The organism is Colwellia sp. KS18-150 (assembly GCF_057551365.1).
Genome location: NZ_BAAJMC010000005.1, coordinates 1 through 20559 on the forward strand (window position 1 = coordinate 1; position 20559 = coordinate 20559).

Annotated in this window: 30 protein-coding genes; 29 read left to right on the forward strand and 1 reads right to left on the reverse strand. The window is 36.6% G+C overall.

Annotation, left to right across the window (positions count from 1 at the left end; translation table 11 throughout):
• Positions 1 to 133 precede the first annotated feature (133 nt).
• The 22 genes from AC27IF_RS08720 to AC27IF_RS08825 all read left to right on the forward strand — a co-directional run bounded on the left by AC27IF_RS08720 (position 134) and on the right by AC27IF_RS08825 (position 16084).
• On the forward strand, positions 134 to 754 hold the full coding sequence (locus AC27IF_RS08720; protein ID WP_487053708.1) for a hypothetical protein: 621 nt from the start codon (positions 134 to 136) through the stop codon (positions 752 to 754).
• Positions 755 to 884: 130 nt separating this feature from the next.
• Positions 885 to 1100: a hypothetical protein gene (locus AC27IF_RS08725; protein WP_487053710.1), complete on the forward strand. Its 216-nt coding sequence runs from the start codon at positions 885 to 887 to the stop codon at positions 1098 to 1100.
• A 274-nt stretch (positions 1101 to 1374) separates the two neighbouring features.
• Positions 1375 to 2520: a tyrosine-type recombinase/integrase gene (locus tag AC27IF_RS08730; protein WP_487053711.1), complete on the forward strand. Its 1146-nt coding sequence runs from the start codon at positions 1375 to 1377 to the stop codon at positions 2518 to 2520.
• A gap of 264 nt (positions 2521 to 2784) precedes the next feature.
• A complete protein-coding gene (locus tag AC27IF_RS08735; RefSeq protein WP_487053712.1) occupies positions 2785 to 3465 on the forward strand; it encodes a hypothetical protein in 681 nt (226 codons plus the stop codon).
• 883 nt (positions 3466 to 4348) lie between these two features.
• Positions 4349 to 4585, forward strand: a complete 237-nt coding sequence (locus AC27IF_RS08740; RefSeq protein WP_487053714.1) for a helix-turn-helix transcriptional regulator — start codon at positions 4349 to 4351, stop codon at positions 4583 to 4585.
• Position 4586: 1 nt separating this feature from the next.
• A complete protein-coding gene (locus AC27IF_RS08745; RefSeq protein ID WP_487053716.1) occupies positions 4587 to 4865 on the forward strand; it encodes a hypothetical protein in 279 nt (92 codons plus the stop codon).
• Complete coding sequence (locus tag AC27IF_RS08750; RefSeq protein WP_487053718.1) at positions 4849 to 6597, forward strand: replication endonuclease; 1749 nt, start codon at positions 4849 to 4851, stop codon at positions 6595 to 6597. Before AC27IF_RS08745 ends, AC27IF_RS08750 begins: the two co-directional genes overlap by 17 nt.
• 136 nt (positions 6598 to 6733) lie before the next feature.
• The gene (locus AC27IF_RS08755) at positions 6734 to 9454 is read left to right on the forward strand and encodes a BspA family leucine-rich repeat surface protein (protein WP_487053720.1); all 2721 of its coding nucleotides are present in this window, start codon (positions 6734 to 6736) and stop codon (positions 9452 to 9454) included.
• A 261-nt stretch (positions 9455 to 9715) separates the two neighbouring features.
• Positions 9716 to 9973, forward strand: coding sequence for a type II toxin-antitoxin system Phd/YefM family antitoxin (locus AC27IF_RS08760; protein ID WP_487053722.1), 258 nt, complete (start codon positions 9716 to 9718; stop codon positions 9971 to 9973).
• On the forward strand, positions 9961 to 10260 hold the full coding sequence (locus AC27IF_RS08765) for a type II toxin-antitoxin system RelE/ParE family toxin (RefSeq protein WP_487053723.1): 300 nt from the start codon (positions 9961 to 9963) through the stop codon (positions 10258 to 10260). The genes AC27IF_RS08760 and AC27IF_RS08765 overlap by 13 nt, the downstream gene beginning before the upstream one ends.
• Positions 10261 to 10376: 116 nt before the next feature.
• The gene (locus AC27IF_RS08770) at positions 10377 to 10778 is read left to right on the forward strand and encodes a DUF4267 domain-containing protein (RefSeq protein ID WP_487053724.1); all 402 of its coding nucleotides are present in this window, start codon (positions 10377 to 10379) and stop codon (positions 10776 to 10778) included.
• 136 nt (positions 10779 to 10914) lie between these two features.
• Positions 10915 to 11133 carry a DUF6500 family protein gene (locus AC27IF_RS08775; protein WP_487053725.1) on the forward strand — a complete coding sequence of 73 codons (219 nt, stop codon included), beginning with the start codon at positions 10915 to 10917 and terminating at the stop codon, positions 11131 to 11133.
• A gap of 141 nt (positions 11134 to 11274) precedes the next feature.
• Positions 11275 to 11586, forward strand: coding sequence for a DUF2834 domain-containing protein (locus AC27IF_RS08780; protein ID WP_487053726.1), 312 nt, complete (start codon positions 11275 to 11277; stop codon positions 11584 to 11586).
• Between the two features lie 93 nt (positions 11587 to 11679).
• On the forward strand, positions 11680 to 12570 hold the full coding sequence (locus AC27IF_RS08785) for a redoxin domain-containing protein (protein WP_487053727.1): 891 nt from the start codon (positions 11680 to 11682) through the stop codon (positions 12568 to 12570).
• Positions 12571 to 12649: 79 nt separating this feature from the next.
• Complete coding sequence (locus AC27IF_RS08790) at positions 12650 to 13036, forward strand: tautomerase family protein (RefSeq protein ID WP_487053729.1); 387 nt, start codon at positions 12650 to 12652, stop codon at positions 13034 to 13036.
• 107 nt (positions 13037 to 13143) lie between these two features.
• Complete coding sequence (locus AC27IF_RS08795; protein WP_487053731.1) at positions 13144 to 13485, forward strand: hypothetical protein; 342 nt, start codon at positions 13144 to 13146, stop codon at positions 13483 to 13485.
• Positions 13486 to 13600: 115 nt separating this feature from the next.
• Positions 13601 to 13771: a DUF7010 family protein gene (locus AC27IF_RS08800; RefSeq protein WP_487053733.1), complete on the forward strand. Its 171-nt coding sequence runs from the start codon at positions 13601 to 13603 to the stop codon at positions 13769 to 13771.
• Positions 13772 to 13856: 85 nt separating this feature from the next.
• Positions 13857 to 14144, forward strand: a complete 288-nt coding sequence (locus AC27IF_RS08805) for a DUF7010 family protein (protein ID WP_487054017.1) — start codon at positions 13857 to 13859, stop codon at positions 14142 to 14144.
• Between the two features lie 109 nt (positions 14145 to 14253).
• Positions 14254 to 14598: a 5-carboxymethyl-2-hydroxymuconate Delta-isomerase gene (locus tag AC27IF_RS08810; protein WP_487053735.1), complete on the forward strand. Its 345-nt coding sequence runs from the start codon at positions 14254 to 14256 to the stop codon at positions 14596 to 14598.
• A 173-nt stretch (positions 14599 to 14771) separates the two neighbouring features.
• Positions 14772 to 15191 (forward strand): hypothetical protein, encoded by a 420-nt coding sequence (locus tag AC27IF_RS08815; RefSeq protein ID WP_487053737.1) that lies wholly within the window; start codon positions 14772 to 14774, stop codon positions 15189 to 15191.
• Between the two features lie 38 nt (positions 15192 to 15229).
• Positions 15230 to 15643 (forward strand): hypothetical protein, encoded by a 414-nt coding sequence (locus AC27IF_RS08820; protein ID WP_487053739.1) that lies wholly within the window; start codon positions 15230 to 15232, stop codon positions 15641 to 15643.
• A gap of 42 nt (positions 15644 to 15685) precedes the next feature.
• Positions 15686 to 16084, forward strand: coding sequence for a hypothetical protein (locus AC27IF_RS08825; RefSeq protein ID WP_487053741.1), 399 nt, complete (start codon positions 15686 to 15688; stop codon positions 16082 to 16084).
• 91 nt (positions 16085 to 16175) lie between these two features.
• On the opposite strand, the gene AC27IF_RS08830 is transcribed toward AC27IF_RS08825, so the two are convergent.
• The gene (locus tag AC27IF_RS08830; protein WP_487053743.1) at positions 16176 to 16415 is read right to left on the reverse strand and encodes an RNA recognition motif domain-containing protein; all 240 of its coding nucleotides are present in this window, start codon (positions 16413 to 16415) and stop codon (positions 16176 to 16178) included.
• 417 nt (positions 16416 to 16832) lie between these two features.
• On the opposite strand from AC27IF_RS08830, the gene AC27IF_RS08835 reads away from it, so the two are divergent.
• From AC27IF_RS08835 to AC27IF_RS08865, 7 genes are all read left to right on the forward strand, one after another.
• The gene (locus AC27IF_RS08835) at positions 16833 to 17261 is read left to right on the forward strand and encodes an SH3 domain-containing protein (RefSeq protein ID WP_487053744.1); all 429 of its coding nucleotides are present in this window, start codon (positions 16833 to 16835) and stop codon (positions 17259 to 17261) included.
• A complete protein-coding gene (locus AC27IF_RS08840) occupies positions 17258 to 17761 on the forward strand; it encodes a GNAT family N-acetyltransferase (protein ID WP_487053746.1) in 504 nt (167 codons plus the stop codon). The genes AC27IF_RS08835 and AC27IF_RS08840 overlap by 4 nt, the downstream gene beginning before the upstream one ends.
• A gap of 138 nt (positions 17762 to 17899) precedes the next feature.
• Positions 17900 to 18502, forward strand: a complete 603-nt coding sequence (locus AC27IF_RS08845; RefSeq protein ID WP_487053747.1) for a 3'-5' exonuclease — start codon at positions 17900 to 17902, stop codon at positions 18500 to 18502.
• Between the two features lie 26 nt (positions 18503 to 18528).
• Complete coding sequence (locus AC27IF_RS08850; RefSeq protein ID WP_487053749.1) at positions 18529 to 19059, forward strand: SEL1-like repeat protein; 531 nt, start codon at positions 18529 to 18531, stop codon at positions 19057 to 19059.
• Between the two features lie 52 nt (positions 19060 to 19111).
• Positions 19112 to 19393 carry a putative quinol monooxygenase gene (locus AC27IF_RS08855; RefSeq protein ID WP_487053750.1) on the forward strand — a complete coding sequence of 94 codons (282 nt, stop codon included), beginning with the start codon at positions 19112 to 19114 and terminating at the stop codon, positions 19391 to 19393.
• A gap of 25 nt (positions 19394 to 19418) precedes the next feature.
• Entirely contained in the window at positions 19419 to 20012 is a 594-nt protein-coding gene (locus AC27IF_RS08860; RefSeq protein ID WP_487053751.1) for a patatin-like phospholipase family protein, read from the forward strand.
• 75 nt (positions 20013 to 20087) lie between these two features.
• Complete coding sequence (locus AC27IF_RS08865; RefSeq protein WP_487053753.1) at positions 20088 to 20558, forward strand: GNAT family N-acetyltransferase; 471 nt, start codon at positions 20088 to 20090, stop codon at positions 20556 to 20558.
• Position 20559 lies beyond the last annotated feature (1 nt).

Sequence of the window (20559 nt, forward strand, 5' to 3'; positions counted from 1 at the left end):
GCAAAACGCTTGGCTTGTGCTCCTTCGTCGCTTATTTTAGCCAAGCATTTATGCGCCCATTAGTAAGGCGTTATATTTTAAGGTCGTAATGAATTTCTACAAAAATTTTTCAATTATCTTATTGTCGTTTCTCATGTTCATTTTTGGAATGATAATACCTCCTAATTTCTCGCTCAAACTTAGTGTTGATGAACCTACCTTTAATGCTATAAACAGTATGTCTCCATTGGTAAGTTCAATAGCCACAATAATTGCGGCATCATGTGCCTTGAGGGCTCTCTACATATGGAAAAAAGAACATATATGGAAGCGCTCAGAAGTTTATAAGCATGAATTTCTGCTCTCCATATCTCAATATACTAATGCAGTTCTTTTAAATTCACATATGAGCTTGAACTTTTGTATTGAAAAATTAAATGGCAATAAAGAACATAATGCCGAACTCTTTGATGAATCATTGGAAAAGCATAAAAAAAATATGGATGTTCAATTGGATAACTTATATGCAACAAGCGGAAAAATTTATTTCATAGCTAATAATAATGACATCAACAATGACATCTTAAACCTAAATATTAAAGCTATGGGGATGTTGCATGAATTGGGTTTAAAGTTATTTATAAATGCGGAAACTAAAACATATAGCAAGGAAGATATTGTCGAAACTGAAGAAATAGGAAAAGAACTTATCAATGAATTCTTATTATATAGCAAAAATATTCGTGAGAAATTGGATTCTGAAATAAAAATATAACAAGTCAATCAAGTCGGACGCCTAACAGTTGGCTACGTTTCGCTTCGCTACACAATTTTAGCCAACCATTACTTAGCCTGTTATTTAAGCGTTAGCTGTCTTTCTAGTATAAGTAATTCAAGGAGTGAATTTGAACAAATTATGGTTTTTTATTTTGGGTGCTTTTTTCTTTGTACTCGGTATTCTAGATTTGGATTCAGGTTCTACAAATGCCTTTGGAGCAGGTAATATGTCTACGACTCAAATTACGCCTGATACTAGGCCAATCGAATTTTATTTATCTGTTACTTTTAAAATCATAGTCGGTTTATTTCTCATTAGGTATGCTCTTTCAAATAAAAAGTAGGATATCTAGTCAGCTATAAGCCATTTAACAGGGACAAAATTATAGTTGGCTGTTTTCGTTCCTCAACATTTTAGCCAACAATTTTTTGCCCATTATTAGGGTGTTTTTATCATGTTAACCCATAAACCTCAATGTACAGTTATGAACGTATTTGTTATTTAACTTGTTGAAAATGTTTGTTTATATTTTTGTGGTGTTTGTTTTGTATTGTTCTTGGTTGTTCATTGTAGCATAATGGCGAAGCTACAAATGTGCTACACTATTCGGGAATGCAATGACTATAAAAACTAAAATAACGATAAGCAGTATCAAGAATCTTAAGATTGAAGATAAACGGTTAAATGACTCTGAAATTTCAGGTTTCCATGCCCGAATAACAGCGAAAGGATTAATTACTTATTATCTCTTTTATCGGCTCAATGGAAAACAAGCCAATTATCGCTTAGGAATAGATGGTCAATTGTCTCCTGCACAAGCCCGAGATTTAGCTAAAAACAAAATAGCTGAAGTGACTCAAGGTGTAGACATTCAATCACAGCGAAAAAACGAACGCATTAAAACCAAACATTCTAAATACTCTACGCTGCAATCTTTCTTAGAAGAAAAGTACACCCCTTGGTTAAAATCACGCAACCCAAAAACAGTCGATAAAACAATAAAAGCGTTTAAATCTTCTTTTCCTAAGTTCATGGATTTTCAGTTATCAGACATAAACGCATGGGAAATTGAAAAATGGCGCAATAAGCGATTAGCGGAAGGTGTTAAACCTGCAACCACCAATCGGCAAATAAACACCATTAAAGGCTGTTTAAGCCGTGCTGTTGAGTGGGAAGTCATTGATAGTCATGATTTACGTAAAGTTAAAAACCTGCAAGTAGATAACTCCAAAGTAAGATACCTCAGTACAGACGAAGAAATAAGACTTAGAGCCAGCTTAAAAAAGTGCACTATCAACTTTTTAGAGCCTATTGTGTTACTTGCCATAAATACAGGTATGAGAAAAGGAGAGTTATTGTCACTTGAATGGTCACACATCAATATAGAAAATAAAATGCTGACGGTTGATTTTCTCAATGCTAAATCAGGAAACACGCGCCATATCCCCTTAAATACAGAAGCATTCAATACCCTTAAAAAATGGCAAAACATAACAGACGCCACAGGCTTTGTGTTTAAAGATAAAAACAATCAACCATTAAAAGACTTTCCGTCAATTTGGCGCGATATGCTAGATGAAGCCAAGATAACCAATTTTAGGTTTCACGATTTAAGGCACCACTTTGCTAGCAAGCTAGTCATGGCGAGTGTGGATTTAAATACAGTTAGAGAGTTACTAGGTCATAGCGATTTAAAAATGACTTTACGGTATGCTCATTTAGCACCTGAACACAAAGCGGCTGCAGTCAATTTGATTGGTTAAGGATCTCAGCGTGTTTCAAAGTACACTCTGTTACCACCTAAAGTGACGTGATCTATGAATGTTAACTAGTACCACAAACCTGACCCTTTTCATCAACAAAAATCATAATTTCTAAGGTTAGCTTCTAGTAGGGGGGACTAGAATTCACCGCTATAATATCGGCTTAAATTGCACTAGTGCCAAATACCTTAATATCTAAAAGGCTATTAAATTGGAATATTTAGGGGCATACTCTTTTGGAGTGATATATTAAAAGGATATTAAATGAGTGACTTATATAAGTTCTTAAAGCGGGAACATTTAGACCTACTGCTGGAAAAAGATATAATTCGTATTGGTACAGGAACATATTATGCGGCTGATGAGCATGGTTCTAAAGTTAAAGATACAGAGGAAAGGCAGGTTAAATATCACGGGAAAATTAAAAAATTACAATCCGGTAACTTAGCAAATTACCCTGCTCTTAGGGGGCTTATTGCTCCTTTGGGTAATAGTGAGAATTATCATATTGGTAATGTGTTTATCGAAGAGGGAGGGCTGACCATCACAGAGCCCGATTTTTATAATTTCTCTTTGGCAAAAGGTTATAAAATCAGCACCCATGAAGAATGGTATAGGGAAGAAGGCTATAATTCTTGTTATCGGGTTACCAACTTTGCAATGTTTTCGACCGAGATAAATAATGCCTTATCATTAAAGATTGCCCCTTGTAATGGAGGTCATGGATTAGTTCATTATTATAAGGATGACTCAGGATTAAACGTCGCAGATAAGGCTGGAGCTCTTCCTACCTGTTTTTTAAAAGGAGAGAAAAGTTACGGGGGACAAAGTGAATATAGATTAATTTGGTCTCCCGTTATCAGTAATGGAGATTTGGATTGCATCGACATTCAAGTAAAAGGTTTACACAAATATATCGAACCTTTAAAAGATATAGGTGATTAAAAGTCTAAATATCTGCTACCAAACAACCTTGTGAACGCACTTTTTCATATACTTCCTATATCCTAATATACACAACAAAAGCCACCTACATAGCCAGTAAGCCTTATCAAAACTTGGATAGGCTTTAAAATATTTATGTCTGCTGATGTTTCGAGAGTACCCTTAATATTGTGTGATTTCAGGGAATAGATTTAGACCGTTTTGTGGTAGTCGTTAGCCTTTCAAATTCAGGAAAAAATGTCAGCTTTTGGCTATCAGTTGACCTAAAGAAAAACTAGTAGCTTACGTCAGCAAATCGCACAAAGTGTGAATATTGAGTTTTATAACGAAAAGTTGCTTTATATAACTCAAACAAAGCTAGCTATTTTGAAGTTAACCAGTAAGTACGTGGTCTTCAGAGGATTTACAACATCAAATCATTTGAAGTTATAAAGTAGACCAACTTCAAACAAAACCAGTAAACACATAGTGTTGAGCGTGATTAACTGTTTTTACTATGATTTCAAACCTAAAATATCGGCACACTGAATTTTGAAGTTAACCAGTCAGGACTTGGTTTACAGCGAATTTACAACATCAAATCATTTGATGTTGTAAAGTAGGTCAACTTCAAACAAAACCAGTAAAACCGTAGTGTTGAGCGCGATTAACTGTTTTTACTATAATTTCGAACCTAAAATATCGGCACACTGAATTTTGAAGTTAACCAATAAGGACGTGGTTTCCAGCCATTTTCAACATCAAGTGAACTTCAAATAACTTTAAATCAACTTCAAATTTCACTTGAATCCATTTCAAATCTATTGCTATAACGTAAAAAGCGTTGAGATAGCTGTGAAGCTACATCAACAAAACATACGCTTCTTAAAAACAGGAATTACCCATGAACAATTCAATGACCGTTGTGAAACGTGCATTAACCGAAATAGAGACTGCCAAGTATATTGGCATGAGTCGCTCTTTTCTTCGTCAATCAAGAATGGAGGGCAATCGAGATAATAGAACCCCTGCACCTAAGTTCATCAAAATTGGCCGCTCGGTCAGATACCTCATTGAAGATTTAGATAATTGGCTCGACAGTTTTGCTAAGCAATCTCACTTAATGGAAGTGGGGTTTTAATATGAGTGATTTATCTTCAAATTTAGCCTTTAGCCTAAGATGGTTTTCAATGGGGCACTACATTGATGTTTGTAACGATATCTGTAATCAAGAAGGCAGACTTTTTCCTTCTGAAGCCTCAGGTATCATTATTAAAAAAGGTAAGATTCAATCATTACTTGTGAGAGGTTTTTTACAAAAAGAGCTGACAGAGATACACAGAACAAGTTACTGGCGTGTTCGTATTACCGAGCTAGGCAAAAAAGCTTTTGAGGAGTATAAACATGACTGCTCAAAATAAGGCTGTGGAATTAACGCTATACAAGTCACTTCCTGTGTTTAGGGATTATCCTTTTTTAACAGTAAATCGTCATGATTGTGCGGCAGATAGAGCGGATGTGGAGTTTATCTTTGAGCAATTAAGCAAAGTACCTGACCCGATTAAACGCATTATCTTAAACAATGCCTTTAAGTTAAACGTCAGACGTGAGCGTAATCTTTATATTCTCAATACCACCAACAAAGTGGTGAGTTTATTACCTGAAAAATTACGCCATGCCTTAACGGTTGATGATGAAGAAGTCAGAAGCATTGCTAAAGCGCGCGCTAATCGATGTAGACGAATAGCATTACACCATAATGTTAGTGGTAAAATTTCTGCTAAAGCTAAAGCTAAAGCTAAAGCTAAAGCTAAAGCTAAAGCTAAAGCTAAAGCTAGCCTTGAGCCATTAACGGCCATATGCCAATCAAACAGCACACAGATTTATCAATTACTGACTGAGTATGCTGCTACTTATCGTCTTAAGCCCATTAGCATTACTGAGCAAGGGGCTACCGAGTTAGGCGCAATAAAACGTATGCTTGATAAAAATTGGTGGATGCGACGATTACGTAAACTATTCAACCAAGCGTATGAGCAAGCCGCCATTGAATTAAATCTAGTCAATAAATACAAACAGATTTACGCCAGTGATTTAACCGTTAAAAAGCGCAAACAACAAAAGCTTAGAAACGAGCAAATGCTCAGTTCAATGACGGTCATTAATGATGTCGGTCAGCAATTCTCTCTCAAAGAGCTATCAGATTTAAATGTCTCCAACCCTGCGGTTAGAAAAGCCGAGCTTATGGTACGTATGCGCGGTTTTGAAGAGTTATCAAAGGCACATAACCATCAAGGTATTTTTATTACGATTACCTGTCCATCAAAATATCATGCCGTGTTTTCTAAATCTGGGCAACCTAACCCAAAATACCAAGGGTTTACTCCTTATCAAGCTAATCAGTACCTGTGTAGTCTTTGGTCACGCATTCGCGCTGAGTGGAGCAGAAAAGGCATTAAACCTTATGGGTTTAGAGTAGCAGAGCCACAACATGACGGTACACCCCATTGGCATATTTTACTCTTTACAGAAAAGCATCAAATTAATGACGTAAAACACGTAATTAGCCATTACTCACTTGAAGAAGACGGAGATGAAAAAGGTGCAATTGAAAACCGCTGTGACTTTAAACTCATTGACCCGAAAAAAGGCAGTGCAACAGGTTACATTGCTAAATACGTTTCAAAGAACATTGATGGTGAAGGACTCGACAAAGGTGTTTACGGTGAAGACCCTATCACCGCAGCACAACGTGTCGATGCTTGGGCGTCTTGTTGGTGTATTCGTCAGTTTCAACAAATTGGTGGGGCTAGCGTCTCCGTTTGGCGTGAATTAAGGCGGTTAAAACAAAAACTTGGTGTAGATACCATTATCGAGCAAGCACGAAAAGCCGCCGATGAAAGCAAATGGCACGATTTTATTAATGCGATGGGCGGTGTTTTTGCACCCCGTAAAGAGCAACCCATCAAGCTCTCTTATGATGCCACCTTTAACAATGACACAGGTGAATGTAAGGTCGGCTTTTATGACGGGAACATCATTCAAACAGTCAAAGGATTACTCTTTAAAGGGGAAGTTATTGTCACTCGATTTTTCAGTTGGCGCTTAGAAAGAGCAAACGAAGTTTGCTTTAACTTGGAGTTCTGTAAATAACTGTACTGATAAACAAAACTATTATAAAGTTGTTTTTCTGTGATAGTTAAATAGCTCAATAAGGGAATAGTTTTAAACTAAAACACACCAGTTTTATATTTTCACTATCATGCTTATCTTAAAGGAACTAAGAACAATGATATTAACACGACAAAAAAACACGAAACTACTTGCCTTGTTTTTATGGGGGCTGCTTACAGCCTGTGGAGGTAGTAATGACCCTTCTCAACCAGACACCACTCCTCCAGTTATCACCCTTGTTGGCGAGAGTACAATTAGTTTATTTCTTGATGAAGCTTATGATGAGTTTGGTGCAAGTGCAACGGACAATATAGATGGCTCTGTTTCGGCTCTTATTTCAGGTACTGTGGATACTGGAACATTAGGTGATTACACCATTACCTATGTCGCTACCGATAGCGCGGGCAATACTAGCAGTATTACTCGAACCGTTACCGTAATAGAGCCGCCAGACACTACTCCCCCGGTTATCACTTTAAATGGCGAAGCTATCATTGACCATATCTATGGTGATGCATATGCCGACTTAGGCGCTATCGCCACAGATAATATTGATGGCTCAGTAACGGTTATTACTAGCGGTAGTGTGGCGGTTGATGTGATTGGCAGTTTTACCATTACTTATACGGCAACCGATGCCGCGGGTAATAACAGTAGTATTGAACGAACCGTTAATGTAATAGATTTGGTTGCCCCTATTATCACCTTAATTGGTGAGAGTAACGTTACTTTAGGGGAAGGCCGTGTCTATAAAGAGTTAGGTGCTAGCGCTATTGACAATATTGATGGCGAAGTAATAGTTAACGCGCCTTCAGGCACGGTTGATTATGATAATGTAGGGCGTTATGAACTAACTTACAGTGCTACTGATATTGCCGGCAATACCTCTATTCTAATACGAACTGTTGAAGTTGTTACCCCTAAACCTTTTATTACCACATGGAAAACCGACAATATAGGTGTTAGCGCTGATAATGAAATTACCATTACCACCAATCCTGCCTTTGCAGCAGAATATGATTATCATGTTGATTGGGGCGATGGTACAACAGATGAAAATCTAACTGGCGATTATACCCATACTTATAATATGGCAGGGACATATATCGTAACTATCAGTGGTTCATTTCCACAGCTCTACTTTGAGGCGACTTCTGCTTATTATTCTAGGTATCAGCAAAGGGGGGATGTAGATGCTGGTAAATTACTAAGCGTGGAACAATGGGGAGATGGAGTCTTATTATCGTTGCATAAGGCATTCAGCTTTTGCAGGAATCTCATATTCAACACCGATGATGCTCCTAACCTCAGATTAGTAACAGATATGTCATACATGTTTTCTAGCACAGGAGCATTTAATCAAGATGTTAGTGCTTGGGATGTTAGCTCGGTAGCGAATATGTCATATATGTTTTTTGAAACCGGGGCCTGGAGTTCAAGTGCTCGTGATTGGGTGGGATTTAATCAAGATATTGGTACTTGGGATGTTAGCTCAGTAACCAATATGTCAGGGATGTTTGCTGAGACACTTGCTTTTAACCAAGATATTAGTGCTTGGGATGTTAGCTCGGTTACAGATATGTCATACATGTTTTCTAGCACAGAAACATTTAATCAAGATATTAGTGCTTGGGATGTTAGCTCGGTTACAGATATGTCGTATATGTTTTCTAGCACTGAAACCTTTAACCAAGACATTAGCTCTTGGGATGTTAGCTCAGTAACAAATATGTCAGGGATGTTCAGCTTTGAGACTAGTTTCAATGGCGATATTAGTGCTTGGGATGTTAGCTCGGTTACAGATATGTCGTATATGTTTGCTCACACTGAAACCTTTAACCAAGACATTAGCTCTTGGGATGTTAGCTCAGTAACAAATATGTCAGGGATGTTTAGACTTGCCGAAACCTTTAATCAAGACATTAGCACTTGGGATGTTAGCTCAGTAACAAATATGTCCGAAATGTTTAGATTTTCCTTTAGCTTTAATCGGGATATCAGCGCTTGGGATGTGAGCTCGGTAACAGATATGTCATGGATGTTTTCTGATGATTTTCATAGGCAATTTGAGATAGGTGATCATGACACTTTCTCTGGTAATATGATATTCAACCAAGATATCAGTGCTTGGGATGTTAGTTCGGTAACGAATATGAAAGGTATGTTTTCTGGCGTTCGTTTCAACCAAGATATTAGCGCTTGGGATGTTAGTTCGGTAACAAATATGGAAAATATGTTTAACGATGCCCATTTGTTTAATCAAAACCTTAACGATTGGGATGTTAGCTCAGTAACGAATATGAGAGGGATGTTTAGCTATGCCTATAGTTTTAATACAGATATTAATGCATGGGATGTTAGTTCAGTAACGGATATGTCATTTATGTTTGCTGCTTCTAATAGGTTTAATCAAGACCTTAGTGCATGGGATGTTAGTTCAGTCACAAATATGGCAGGGATGTTTAGTAATGGCTTTGATGAGTACGTTGAATACGACTATGTTATTTATCAACCTTTCAATCAAGATATTAGCGCTTGGGATGTTAGTTCGGTAACAGATATGTCAGCTATGTTTAGAGGTGCCGAGAACTTTAATCAAGACCTTAGTGCATGGGATGTTAGCTCGGTCACAGATATGTGGGCAATGTTTTATGAGGTGGAACTTCCTACTGAAAATTATGATGCCTTACTTGGAGGCTGGAGTAACCAGTTACTCCAGAATTCCGTTGAGTTTAATGGTGGTAATAGCCAATATTCACCAAGCGCACAAGCAGCGAGGGATATTTTAACTAACACTTATGACTGGGAAATTACTGATGGTGGAGTTACGCCTTAGTGTTGACTATATTTTAGTGATAATGTTTAAGTGATTAATTTTTAAATTAAGCTGCTACATACCCGCTATAACAAGAGTGAGTTAGTACCTAGGTTTTAGTTTAGTGTGTTGATATTACAGTATTAATTTGAATTACAATAAGTCATTATTAGGGCCTTATGTTGCAGTGTTACCCACAATTAGTGGACAGCTTCTATAGTTGTAACCTCGAGTCCATGTGATACTATAGTGATACATTATTTTATTCTAAATAGGTTTTACATGAGAGTTGAACTCGTAACAACACTTAAACGCCAAGCGACTAAAATATTGGCTGATCTCCATATTTCCAAAGAACCAGTGTTAATTACTGAGCATGGTCAACCATCTGCTTATTTAGTTGATGTTGATGATTATGAGTTCATGCAACAGCGAATGGCTATTCTTGAAGGCGTAGCACGCGGTGAGCAAGCAATTAATAATGGTAATACATTTTCAAATCAAGATGCAAAAGAGAAAATGGGTAAATGGCTGAAGTAATATGGACATCACCAGCCATTGATGATTTAAATGACATAGCTGAATACATTGCTTTAAGTAATATTCCTGCGGCTAAAAAGTTGGTTCAAAAAGTATTCAATAAAATTTCAAGGTTAGAAAGTCATCCTGAATCTGGTAAAAAGCCACAGGAGTTAGCTAACTTAAATTATCGCGAAGTTAATGTTAATCCCTGTCGAATTTTCTATAAAGTTGATAGTGACAAAGTTTATATTTTACATGTAATGCGGCAAGAGCGAGATTTGCGTAGATTTATTCTACAGAGCTAAATACGGCTAACACGCTAATTAATAAGAAAAAAGCAGTTTTCCATTTTCGTTCCCCAATATTTTAACCCGTTATTAGGACGTTAGGCTTTTTTATAATTCAGGTGAAAATAGATATTATGACGAATAGAATTACTAAATTAGAAAAAGTAGGTTTTGTATTAGTTTCACTTATAGTGTTGCTACAGGGATTTTATGGTACATTTTCGTTCGTTGATCCTGCCGGATTTTCTACAGTAAGAGGCACTGAACTTTTTTCTGATATGGATGCTGATTGGGTGAAAATATATGGTTCACGTACTATTTTTATTACCTTAATTTTTGCTTATCTCTTATATACTCGAAATCATGTTGTTTTAATGTGGGGCGCACTATTTGCTGTTGTTATGCCAATTACTGACGGGCTACTTGCATATGAAGCTCAAGCACCTTTTAAAGTCGTTGTTAAGCATGTCGCTACTATTGTGTATTTATTAATAATATTCTTTGTTTTTAAAAAGGTTGTTGCTCAAAAAGCCTAATAATAATTTAAAGTGGGACTGCTAACAGTTTACTTGGTTTCGCTTCGCTACACATTTTAGCAAACAATTATCAGCCCCTTACTTGGGCTTTATATGCCTTTAGGGTTTTGTGAATATTTAGAGTTTAGAGTGAATAATGAGAGAAGAGTTAAGAGCTAAAATCATTGAGGTTTGTGATAAAAAAATCTTAAGTAAAGGTGATAATGTTGGCTTGTCATTCTATGCGTTTTTCGCAAATAAAAATGATAACCCTGTTTTACTTATGGAAGCCGCCACTTGGTGGATTCAAACCCATGAATTAGATCATTTTGTGAAAGCTCATAAAGTTAAAGAAATGGTTCAAGCTGGGTTATAGATGCATATAATAAGCTGTTAAAGCGAGACAAATTACAGTTGGCTGGCTCCGCTATGAAATTGTACAATTTTGGTAGACACTATAGTTAGCTACTATTTACCCCTGAGCGGGGTGTTAGCATTCAAGGAGGAGTATCACGGTATGAAAAATATATATCTACTTTTAGCTATTTTAGGTGGCATAATTCCCTATTTGTTCTTCTTTCAATTTATTCAAATTGAAGGGCTAAACATACCTTTATTTGTTGAGTCATTATTTGTAAATGGTGCCGCTGGTGGTTTTAGCGCGGATTTACTTTTTACATCCTTTGTTTTTTGGTTGTTTATGTTTGTTGAGTCAAAAGACTCAAATAACCCTAAACCCTATTTGTTTATCATTTTAAATTTAACAATAGGGTTAAGTTGTGCTTTACCTGCATATCTATACGCAAAGGTTCATTCAATAAATGCCTAACTAGGTTACGTTTGATTATAACGACGTTAGGCTTTCAATCAAATTAAGAGTCAGTTTATGATAAAGTTCTATAAAATATTTATTATATTATTCATGTTTTCATTTCAGGTGAATGCTACAAATTTACCTGAGAAATTATTAAATATACCAATAAACCTTATATCGGGTGAAAGCACTTCGCTTTTAGAATATGAAGGCAAAAAAGCTGTATATATAAAGTTTTGGGCAACTTGGTGCCAACCTTGTCGAAAGGAGATGCCACACTTTGAACACATTAAAAATGAATATGGTGATTATGTTGAAGTTATTGGCATAAATATTGGGATTAACGATGATATAAAAGCTATTGAGGCTACAGTCAAAGAGTTTGGGCTAACCATGCCGATGGCAATTGATGAAAGTGGGGATTTAGCTCAAGCGTTTAGGTTTATTGGTACACCGTACCATTTACTCTTCGATCGCAATCTTAATTTAATTCATAGAGGCCATAAAGCGAACGAATCTCTTGATAATAAACTTGCTTTAATATCCCAATCTAAGCCAGTAGACCTACTAAATACTGACTCGTTATCTGAAAATGAACCTAATCTCAAAATTGATCTTAATGATGACAAAATTCACGCTTTATTTTTTACTGCGACATGGTGCGATTGGTACCTAAAAGAAAGTCGTCCACAAAGATCTAACAACTGTGTTTCTGCACAACACAATGTAAATACTCTCTCTGCAACATATCCTGATATTATTTGGAACGGTATTGTTTCAAGGCTTTGGACGGGAAATAAAGATTTGAATGACTATAAGAAAAAATATTCAATCAATCATTCTATTGATATAGATATGAGTAATAGTTTATTTCATCAATATTCTGTTAATGATTTACCAACACTGCTATTGATAAAAAATAATAAAGTCATTCTCAAAGTAACAAACTTCTCTGATAGTGAAGAGCTTAATAAATTAATAGGTAAACATAAGGGCTAACAAGTTGCTTGAAAGTCGTTAATTTAGTCAACATATTTTTTGCCTCTTAGTAGGCGTCTAAGTTTAGGGAAGTTTCAACATGATCGTCGTCTATGGAATCAAAGAAAAGCTCAATCCCATTAAGTCCCAACTTTCAGATGTCATTCATAAGTCTATGCAATCTGTACTAGGGATGCCTGATGATAAGCGGGCGCATCGATTTATTCCATTGGATAAATCGGATTTTTATTATCCGGGTGGCCGCTCTGATAATTATACCGTTATTGAAATAAATATGATGGAAGGCCGTCAAATCGAAACTAAGAAAGCATTAATTAAGTCGCTATTTTCTACAATAGAGTTAGAGTTAAATATCTTACTTGTGGATGTTGAAATAACAATCAAAGAGCAACCCAAACATTGCTGGGGTTTTCGCGGTATTACTGGTGATGAAGTTAACGATTTAAAATACAATGTAGACGTATAATAGGTAATTAATAAGGACAAAAAACAGTTGGCTGTTTTGCTCCTCAACACTTTTGCCAACAATTAGTCGCCTCTTTTGCAAGGCGTTATTTACAAAAGGAACTTGTCGTGAAATCTAAAATCGTGTTTTCATTATTCTCATTATGCGTTTTCGTCGCAGGCTTTTTCTCTGGCAGCTATATAGGTTTAGCATTTAGCGCAACCCCTGCTGTTAATCAAATATGGGCCGGCGCTAAGGAAATGCAAGCGGCTATAACTCATATTAATCAAGATGAGGTAGACAAAGCTAAAGCACTTTTGTGTAATTCAATCAAAGCGCGTATTGTTATTATGAACATGGCTAAACCTGTGCAAACGGCAGTTGCTGACCGACAGCTACAAGAGCTTGAAGAGTCTACATATCAACGAATAGATAAAGACAAGTCAGAATTATCTGCAATTTGTATATAGCAAGTTGTTAAATCAAAACAAACTTGAGTTGGCTTTTTGCTTCTTTTTCGCTATTTTTGTCAACAATTTCTGCCCGTTTATATTTGGGGATACAGTTCAGAATTAAGGAGTATCCATGAAGTTTGAAGATGCACAACAAGACATGAATTTATCTTATTTTGGTGGCGGAACAGGAGTTGTAGTTTCTGGCTTAATTTGGTGTGCAGCCGGTTTGGTTGCACTGCAATATTCAAACCTATCGAGTATGCTGACTCTTTTCTTTGGTGGAGTGTTATACACCCATTAGCTATGTTGTTATCAAAATTACTTAAACGCCCGGAAGTCATGATCCTAAAAACCCTTTAAGTAAACTTGCTTTAGAAAATACAATTATCTTATTTGTTGGTTTATTTTTAGCCTTTTCCGTAGCAAAACTGCAAGTAGAATGGTTTTATCCAATAATGCTAATGATTATTGGCGTACGTTACTTAATTTTTAACACTTTATACGGTGCAAAAATTTATTGGTTATTAGGAGTGATATTAATGTTTTCTGGGATGTCGTGCCTTTTACTTGGAGCAAATTTTGTCATCGGCGCGTTTATTGGTGGAGTAACAGAGATTGTATTCTCGATAGCTATTCTAAATCAATCAAAAAGTTTGGTAGTAAAAACCGTATAACAAGTTGCTTTAACGAAAAAATAACAGTTGGCCAATACTTCATTATTATGGCCAAGCTTATTATCACTTAGTAAAATGTTAGCAATACAAATCATCATTAGGAGAATAAATGCCACATTTTGTAATGGACTGCTCTGAGAGCGTCTTTAAAACCCACGATGAAGAATATCTCATTGAACAAATTCACCTTGCAGCTAACTCATCAGGGCTATTTGATGAAGCTGAAATAAAAGTAAGATTGAATCCATTTAAAAAATATTCAGTAGGTAATAAACGTGAAGATTTTATCCATGTTTTCGCTCATATCATGCAAGGAAGGACAACCGAGCAAAAAGCAAATTTATCACAACAGGTAGTAACTAAACTGGTTGCTTTGTTTCCACATATTCCGAATATTGCAATTAATATTAGTGACTTTGAAAAGGCTACTTATTGCAATCGGGGTATGCTGTAGTGCAATGTATCGCTAACAAGTAATTCAAGCAGAGCAGAACGCAGTTGTTTTTTGCTCAACCGTCGCTTATTTTAACCAATATTTTTGCCTGTTAACATGGCGCTACCGATGTTACCCACAATTAGTGAGCACAGGAACAAGACAGTATTTGATTAACGGAAATTTAATACACTATGAATATCTATCTCATAATTTCAGGCGCGTTAAGTGCTATTGCCGCTATTTTACACCTTGGCTGTATATATTTTGGCGCACCTTGGTATCGCTTCTTTGGAGCAGGAGAGCAGATGGCATTAATGGCCGAGCAGGGTAGCTCTCAGCCAACCCTCATCACTTCTGGCATTGTTGTAGTGCTATCCATTTGGTCCTTGTATGCCTTTTCGGCCGCAGGTATTATATTTCGTTTGCCTTTATTACGCTTGGCGCTAATTTTAATCACTTCAATTTACCTTATCCGTGGCCTTGTTGGCCTGGCTTTAATTAATTCAACAATGGAACAAGGCCCTGAATTTTGGTTATGGAGCTCGTTAATTTGTTTAGCGTTCGGCATTTTTCATATGATTGGAGTAAAAAGGCAGTGGGCAAAATTATGATTAACAAAGCTTAATCATGAAAGACACCAGAAAGCGTTATGATGACTATAGATGATAAATATCTAGAAGAAGCTGGATTCCTCTTTGAAAGAGAAAGGGGAGTTTATGACGATTATATAGAGTTCAGGTTACATAATGCTAAAGTAACAGAGTCTTCTGTTGAAGAAGTACTAATGGCGGTTTCTTCTTATATTGCTAATAAGATTAATACCTCAGATGGCTTATTGCCTGCTGCTATCTTCGCGTTAGGTCAGTCACATGATAAACGTTTTTCTAGCTTGTATTTGGATGTTATGAAAACATCACAACAGACTAATATTTCTGCTAGTTTGCAGGCAGTTTTAGCATATGAAAAATTAGGTAGGCAAGTTTTTAAAGATAAAGCGCTAATTTTAGAGGAAGAAGATATCATTGCTGCCATCAATGCTTTCTTGCTAGAAAATGAATTATAACGAATATTATCAACGTATATCAGTGTTATACCAAGGAATATAATGAATAGTAAATGCTTGAGATGTAATGGTGCCCTAAAAGATGTAACCCCTGAGGATGTAAGTGATATTAGGTTTTTATCTTGTGAGAGTTGTCCTTGTCAATACACAGAAAATGAGCACGGAAGAATACACGACCGATGGTTAATGCCAATAACGCTGCCATTATATAGCGTTATTTATGCGCAAGAGCCGTCAAAAAGTGTGGATGGTGTGGTAAAAAAAATGCTGTCGCGACAAAGAGGCTTTATCGATGTACTTATTGAACATATCTCTGCAGAGCTTGAAACTCCGACACAAAAGCTAACTGATATTCACGAATTTATTTATGCCGACGAAGATAAACTTAGGGAGTTTCTCTCTTTAGTAAAAAGCGGTCTTGAAAGAGAGCTATCAAAGTAAATTTGATGTGTGGTGCATAGGAGAAAGGTTGGTTTTCGCTATTTAATCGCTATGTAGCCAACCTTTTTTTTCGGATAAAGTATTTTCGCAACTAGTTTTGTGCGATCTTTACTCTAATTCTGTTTTTGGCAACTCTGGTTTCATGTAGTGCCGATATTGCTTTGTTTGCTTCAGTTTCATTTGGCATTTCAACAAACGCGAAGCCTTTAGATTTACTGGTTTCTTGATCGAGTACTAAGTTACATTCAGTGACTGCGCCATGAGCAGAAAATAAAATACGAATTTCTTGTTCGGTTGTTGAGCGGGATAAGTTACGGACTAAAAGTTTCATAAAAAGCCAAGTGGTAGTTATTACAGACTAAATTGTCTCATATAACGTAGTGAGACCATATGATTATTTAATCTGAATGCGGTTTAAGAGATATTTAACTTATCGAATGTAATTATAGACATTATTAACAAGTCTCTAACTTGATAGTTTTACTTAATTCAAGGCAAATTTCGCGTCAATAGCTAGTCTATTGCAAGATGATTTAACGCAGGAGTTAGTAAAAATAGCTGTTAGAGAAACATATATTAAACCGAGCTCAGGTTATTTATGTAAACTATATGAAAAGGCTGTCAAAACCGCATCAGATGATATTTCCGTGGAATAGCTAAAGGTTTGCTTGGCACCTGTGGCACTTTTTTGCTAGGTTAACTGTTTGTTTTCAGTCCTTATTGGGATATTAGGTGAAATGGAGTTTACATGAAATTATTATTCATATTATCGTTGTTTAGCTCATCAGTCGTAGCGTCAAAATTTGATATCAATGCATACTCTTCTTCGTTGAATTTTGCTCAGGTTATCGATGTTCTAGCGACTCAAGAATCAGATGGCAGTTGGTGTTTTGGTACAACCGTTCGACACGAAGATCAAGGTTGGACACATTTTGCCAATAGTTGGGAAGTGATAGATTTAGAAGGTAATCAACTTGGCTATCGCCAACTTGCACATCCTCATGATAATGAGCAACCATTTACACGCAGCCAATGCGATATCAATATTCCAGCAAGCGTTACTCAGGTTATTGTGCGAGCAAAGTGCAATAAACATGGCTTTGGTGGTAAAGCATTTGTCGTTGATTTAAAACCTATTAACGAAAGTGCAGCACAGTTAAAACAGGAGAGTTTATGAAGCAATCGATAATTATTCGTCCAGAATGCTCTGATGACATTAGTGACATTGAATCTGTGACGATTGAGGCTTTTAAAGATGCTCCTCATAGCTCCCATACGGAGCAAAATATTATTGCTAGATTACGTGAAGATAATGCGTTAACCGTCTCTTTAGTGGCTGAAATAGATGACGAAGTTGTGGGGCATATTGCTTTTTCTAAGGTACAAATAAACAATGAATTTGACCACTGGTATGGTTTAGCGCCTGTTTCAGTGTCACCTGCATATCAACATCAAGGCGTAGGCTCACAGCTTATACATACAGGGCTCGAAGCTATCAAAAAGTTAAATGCTAAAGGTTGTGTACTTTTAGGAGAGCCTGAATATTACCTACGATTCGGCTTTAAGGCCGTTGATAGTTTAGTGTTGGCAGGTGTTCCGCCAATGTACTTTCAATCATTAGCATTTAATGATGATTTACCAAGCGGTGAAGTTAAGTACCATAAAGCGTTTGTGTAAGTAACTTTAGCTCGGGATTATGACACACTTTAAGGGAATATAGTTCCTGCCTTACTGTTCTCTATTTTGTTATGGTGTCAGTATTAGTAGTAAGTAAAAGAGTAAAAAGTAAGGTTAACAGATCAAAAAGGATAAAATATGAAGCGCCTTACCAAGGAGCAGATAAACGAATTACCTTTGTATTTAGGTCTTGAATTAGAAAGTATTTATATTGTTGAAAGTGAATTGGATGCCGAGAACGCCTTACATGCTTTGAAAAAAGAAGCTTGTTTGGGGTTTGATACAGAGAGTAAACCCATCTTTCGTCAAGGAGAGGTTAGCCCTGGTCCTACGTTGATACAGCTAGCTACGGATACTGAGGCGTTTCTTTTTCCTACTCGTTTTTCTGCTGCACTTGCTGCTGTAAAAGTTATTTTAAGCGATCCCGCGATTAAAAAAATGGGCTTTGGTCTTAAAGGTGATAGAAAAGAGCTCCGCGCTAAATTAGCAATAGATTTGGTCAATACTGTAGATTTATCTACTGGGTTAAAGCGATTGGTAGATGATAAAAATACTATCGGTGCTCGAGCCGCTGTGGCAATGGTACTAAAATCACGTTTAAGCAAAGGGGCTCAAAAGTCTAATTGGGGAGCTTACCCACTTAAGAAACAGCAAATATTATATGCAGCTAATGATGCTTATGTTGCTATTGCTATTAAAAACCGATTAGCGGAGCAGGGCGTTTGTATTACAGAGATTTAATCAATAACTCAAACAATGGAGTGTTAATGAAAAATATTATTTTACTGATGTCGTTATTTTTATGTTCATGCAAATCCACCGGTGTACTTACCAAGGATATTGATGTTATTGATAAGCAACAACGATGGGGAATTACGTTATATGAACGTGGGGATTATCAAGGGGCATTTAAAGAATTAAGTGAGCTAGCGGCATGGGGATATAAAGACTCACAATATGCGCTAGCCTTTATGTTTCTTAAAGGTCAGTATGTTGAGCAATCAACGTTAATTGGTATGGGCTGGTTAAGTGTTGCCGCAGAATCTGAAATTGAAGAGTGGGAAACCTTATATGATAAGCTCTACTCAAAAGCCTCTGATGAAGATAAAGTGAGAATTGATGCCCTTAGTCAAGACTACATCGAAAAATTTGGTTTAAAAGCACAACATGTCACTTGTCGAAAAATGGCTAACGCCTGGTCTAAAAAAATCGTCATGAAGTGTACTAAAAGTGATAGGTTGTCTCAGGTTTATAATATCGACTTAACGGAAGCAGAATTATCACTGAACAAATCATAGATAAGTGCAGTTTATATTAACTGTTTTAGTTTATGCCATTTAAGGACCCTTTATGAGTATTACCCGTATTAATCACTTTAAAGCTGCTGCAGGAAAGGAAACTGAACTGTTTGAATTCTTACAGTCTTTATCTTCCTATATTACCGCGTCTCAAGGTTGCCTCTCTTATGAAGTGCTTCAAAATGAAGCCGATGCTGGAGATTTTGCCGTTATTGAAAAATGGGATTCCATCGAAGCACATAAACAGTCTGTAGCAAGCTTCCCTCAAGAAGATATGTTAGCTGCGATGCCATTATTTAGTGGCGCACCTTCAGGTAGTTATTATAAGTCGTAATGTCGATAGCTATGTTGTATAACTTGTGGCGAGCTTATACTCAAGAATAGTAATCACGGGTGAGTGCTATCATGTACTGGCAAATATTGAAAATGAAAAAGAAGTCTGGATGAATTCAGGAAGGCTTTTTGATGCGATTAGGGCATCTATTTCATTGCCTTTGTTTTTTACTCCATTTCGCTACAAGGGTGTTGATTTAATTGATGGAGGGGTACTCAATCCTGTTCCTATTGCACCAACGTTTAGCGATGCTACCGATTTAACTATTGCGGTTAATCTAGGTGGGAAGATTGACGAGGCAGATAACCTTGCTGTTAGTCATAAAATAACGGATGAGACTACTTCGTCATTTTCAGAAAAAGTAAGCGAATTTGTAAAAAACTTTACCGACTCCAAGGCGAGTAAAATAAGTAATGAGTGGGGGGCTTATGATATTGCCAATCAGGCTTTTGATGCCATGCAAAGTACGATTGCCAGACAAAAGCTTGCTGCTTATCCGCCAGATTATTTTATCGAAATATCTCGTCATGCCTGTGGAACGTTAGAGTTTGACTTAGCTGAGCAAATGATAGCGCTTGGCTATAAAAAAGCACATGAAGCGCTTCATACAATGCTGTAATACATTAGCGTACTGAAGATTGATTGTTAGTAATAACAGATGTTGAGGGTTGAGTAGTAAACTCAATTAAGTGTAATGGAAAATCAAGTAAATATTAGAGAAGCGAAGGGAAGCGATCACCCTTTTATTTTTAGTTTATCACCTCGACTTGCCGAAGTGGCACAGTTGAAATGGCATAGTGATGAGGTAATGCAAACAATGCAAGATGATTATATTGCTCATATGCTTACCCAGACAGACTTACCACAAATCACTTTAATTGCTGAAAGCAATAATAAACCATTAGGTTTTATACATGCACGTACCCATCAAGACAGTATCTCTAATGAAACCTGTGTGACGATACCATTGCTTGCGGTATTACCTAAAGCGCAAGGTTTAGGTGTTGGTAAGCAATTAATTGCTAAAGTAGAACATTGGGCGAAAAAGTTTGGTTGTAGACTGCTGCATTTAGAAGTGTTTGCTAATAACACCAAAGCCCAAGGTTTTTATCAAAATGTGGGCTTTGAGCCTGAAACCTTACATATGATAAAACCCATATCCTAAG

Excerpts from the sequence above, each read along its gene's own strand:
- AC27IF_RS08720 (WP_487053708.1), top strand. The coding sequence starts at position 134 with ATGTTCATTTTTGGAATGATAATACCTCCTAATTTCTCGCTCAAACTT.
- AC27IF_RS08730 (WP_487053711.1), top strand. The coding sequence starts at position 1,375 with ATGACTATAAAAACTAAAATAACGATAAGCAGTATCAAGAATCTTAAG.
- AC27IF_RS08735 (WP_487053712.1), top strand. The coding sequence starts at position 2,785 with ATGAGTGACTTATATAAGTTCTTAAAGCGGGAACATTTAGACCTACTG.
- AC27IF_RS08740 (WP_487053714.1), top strand. The coding sequence starts at position 4,349 with ATGAACAATTCAATGACCGTTGTGAAACGTGCATTAACCGAAATAGAG.
- AC27IF_RS08745 (WP_487053716.1), top strand. The coding sequence starts at position 4,587 with ATGAGTGATTTATCTTCAAATTTAGCCTTTAGCCTAAGATGGTTTTCA.
- AC27IF_RS08750 (WP_487053718.1), top strand. The coding sequence starts at position 4,849 with ATGACTGCTCAAAATAAGGCTGTGGAATTAACGCTATACAAGTCACTT.
- AC27IF_RS08755 (WP_487053720.1), top strand. The coding sequence starts at position 6,734 with ATGATATTAACACGACAAAAAAACACGAAACTACTTGCCTTGTTTTTA.
- AC27IF_RS08760 (WP_487053722.1), top strand. The coding sequence starts at position 9,716 with ATGAGAGTTGAACTCGTAACAACACTTAAACGCCAAGCGACTAAAATA.
- AC27IF_RS08765 (WP_487053723.1), top strand. The coding sequence starts at position 9,961 with ATGGCTGAAGTAATATGGACATCACCAGCCATTGATGATTTAAATGAC.
- AC27IF_RS08770 (WP_487053724.1), top strand. The coding sequence starts at position 10,377 with ATGACGAATAGAATTACTAAATTAGAAAAAGTAGGTTTTGTATTAGTT.
- AC27IF_RS08775 (WP_487053725.1), top strand. The coding sequence starts at position 10,915 with ATGAGAGAAGAGTTAAGAGCTAAAATCATTGAGGTTTGTGATAAAAAA.
- AC27IF_RS08780 (WP_487053726.1), top strand. The coding sequence starts at position 11,275 with ATGAAAAATATATATCTACTTTTAGCTATTTTAGGTGGCATAATTCCC.
- AC27IF_RS08785 (WP_487053727.1), top strand. The coding sequence starts at position 11,680 with ATGTTTTCATTTCAGGTGAATGCTACAAATTTACCTGAGAAATTATTA.
- AC27IF_RS08790 (WP_487053729.1), top strand. The coding sequence starts at position 12,650 with ATGATCGTCGTCTATGGAATCAAAGAAAAGCTCAATCCCATTAAGTCC.
- AC27IF_RS08800 (WP_487053733.1), top strand. The coding sequence starts at position 13,601 with ATGAAGTTTGAAGATGCACAACAAGACATGAATTTATCTTATTTTGGT.
- AC27IF_RS08810 (WP_487053735.1), top strand. The coding sequence starts at position 14,254 with ATGCCACATTTTGTAATGGACTGCTCTGAGAGCGTCTTTAAAACCCAC.
- AC27IF_RS08815 (WP_487053737.1), top strand. The coding sequence starts at position 14,772 with ATGAATATCTATCTCATAATTTCAGGCGCGTTAAGTGCTATTGCCGCT.
- AC27IF_RS08820 (WP_487053739.1), top strand. The coding sequence starts at position 15,230 with ATGATGACTATAGATGATAAATATCTAGAAGAAGCTGGATTCCTCTTT.
- AC27IF_RS08825 (WP_487053741.1), top strand. The coding sequence starts at position 15,686 with ATGAATAGTAAATGCTTGAGATGTAATGGTGCCCTAAAAGATGTAACC.
- AC27IF_RS08830 (WP_487053743.1), bottom strand. The coding sequence starts at position 16,415 with ATGAAACTTTTAGTCCGTAACTTATCCCGCTCAACAACCGAACAAGAA.
- AC27IF_RS08835 (WP_487053744.1), top strand. The coding sequence starts at position 16,833 with ATGAAATTATTATTCATATTATCGTTGTTTAGCTCATCAGTCGTAGCG.
- AC27IF_RS08840 (WP_487053746.1), top strand. The coding sequence starts at position 17,258 with ATGAAGCAATCGATAATTATTCGTCCAGAATGCTCTGATGACATTAGT.
- AC27IF_RS08845 (WP_487053747.1), top strand. The coding sequence starts at position 17,900 with ATGAAGCGCCTTACCAAGGAGCAGATAAACGAATTACCTTTGTATTTA.
- AC27IF_RS08850 (WP_487053749.1), top strand. The coding sequence starts at position 18,529 with ATGAAAAATATTATTTTACTGATGTCGTTATTTTTATGTTCATGCAAA.
- AC27IF_RS08855 (WP_487053750.1), top strand. The coding sequence starts at position 19,112 with ATGAGTATTACCCGTATTAATCACTTTAAAGCTGCTGCAGGAAAGGAA.
- AC27IF_RS08865 (WP_487053753.1), top strand. The coding sequence starts at position 20,088 with ATGGAAAATCAAGTAAATATTAGAGAAGCGAAGGGAAGCGATCACCCT.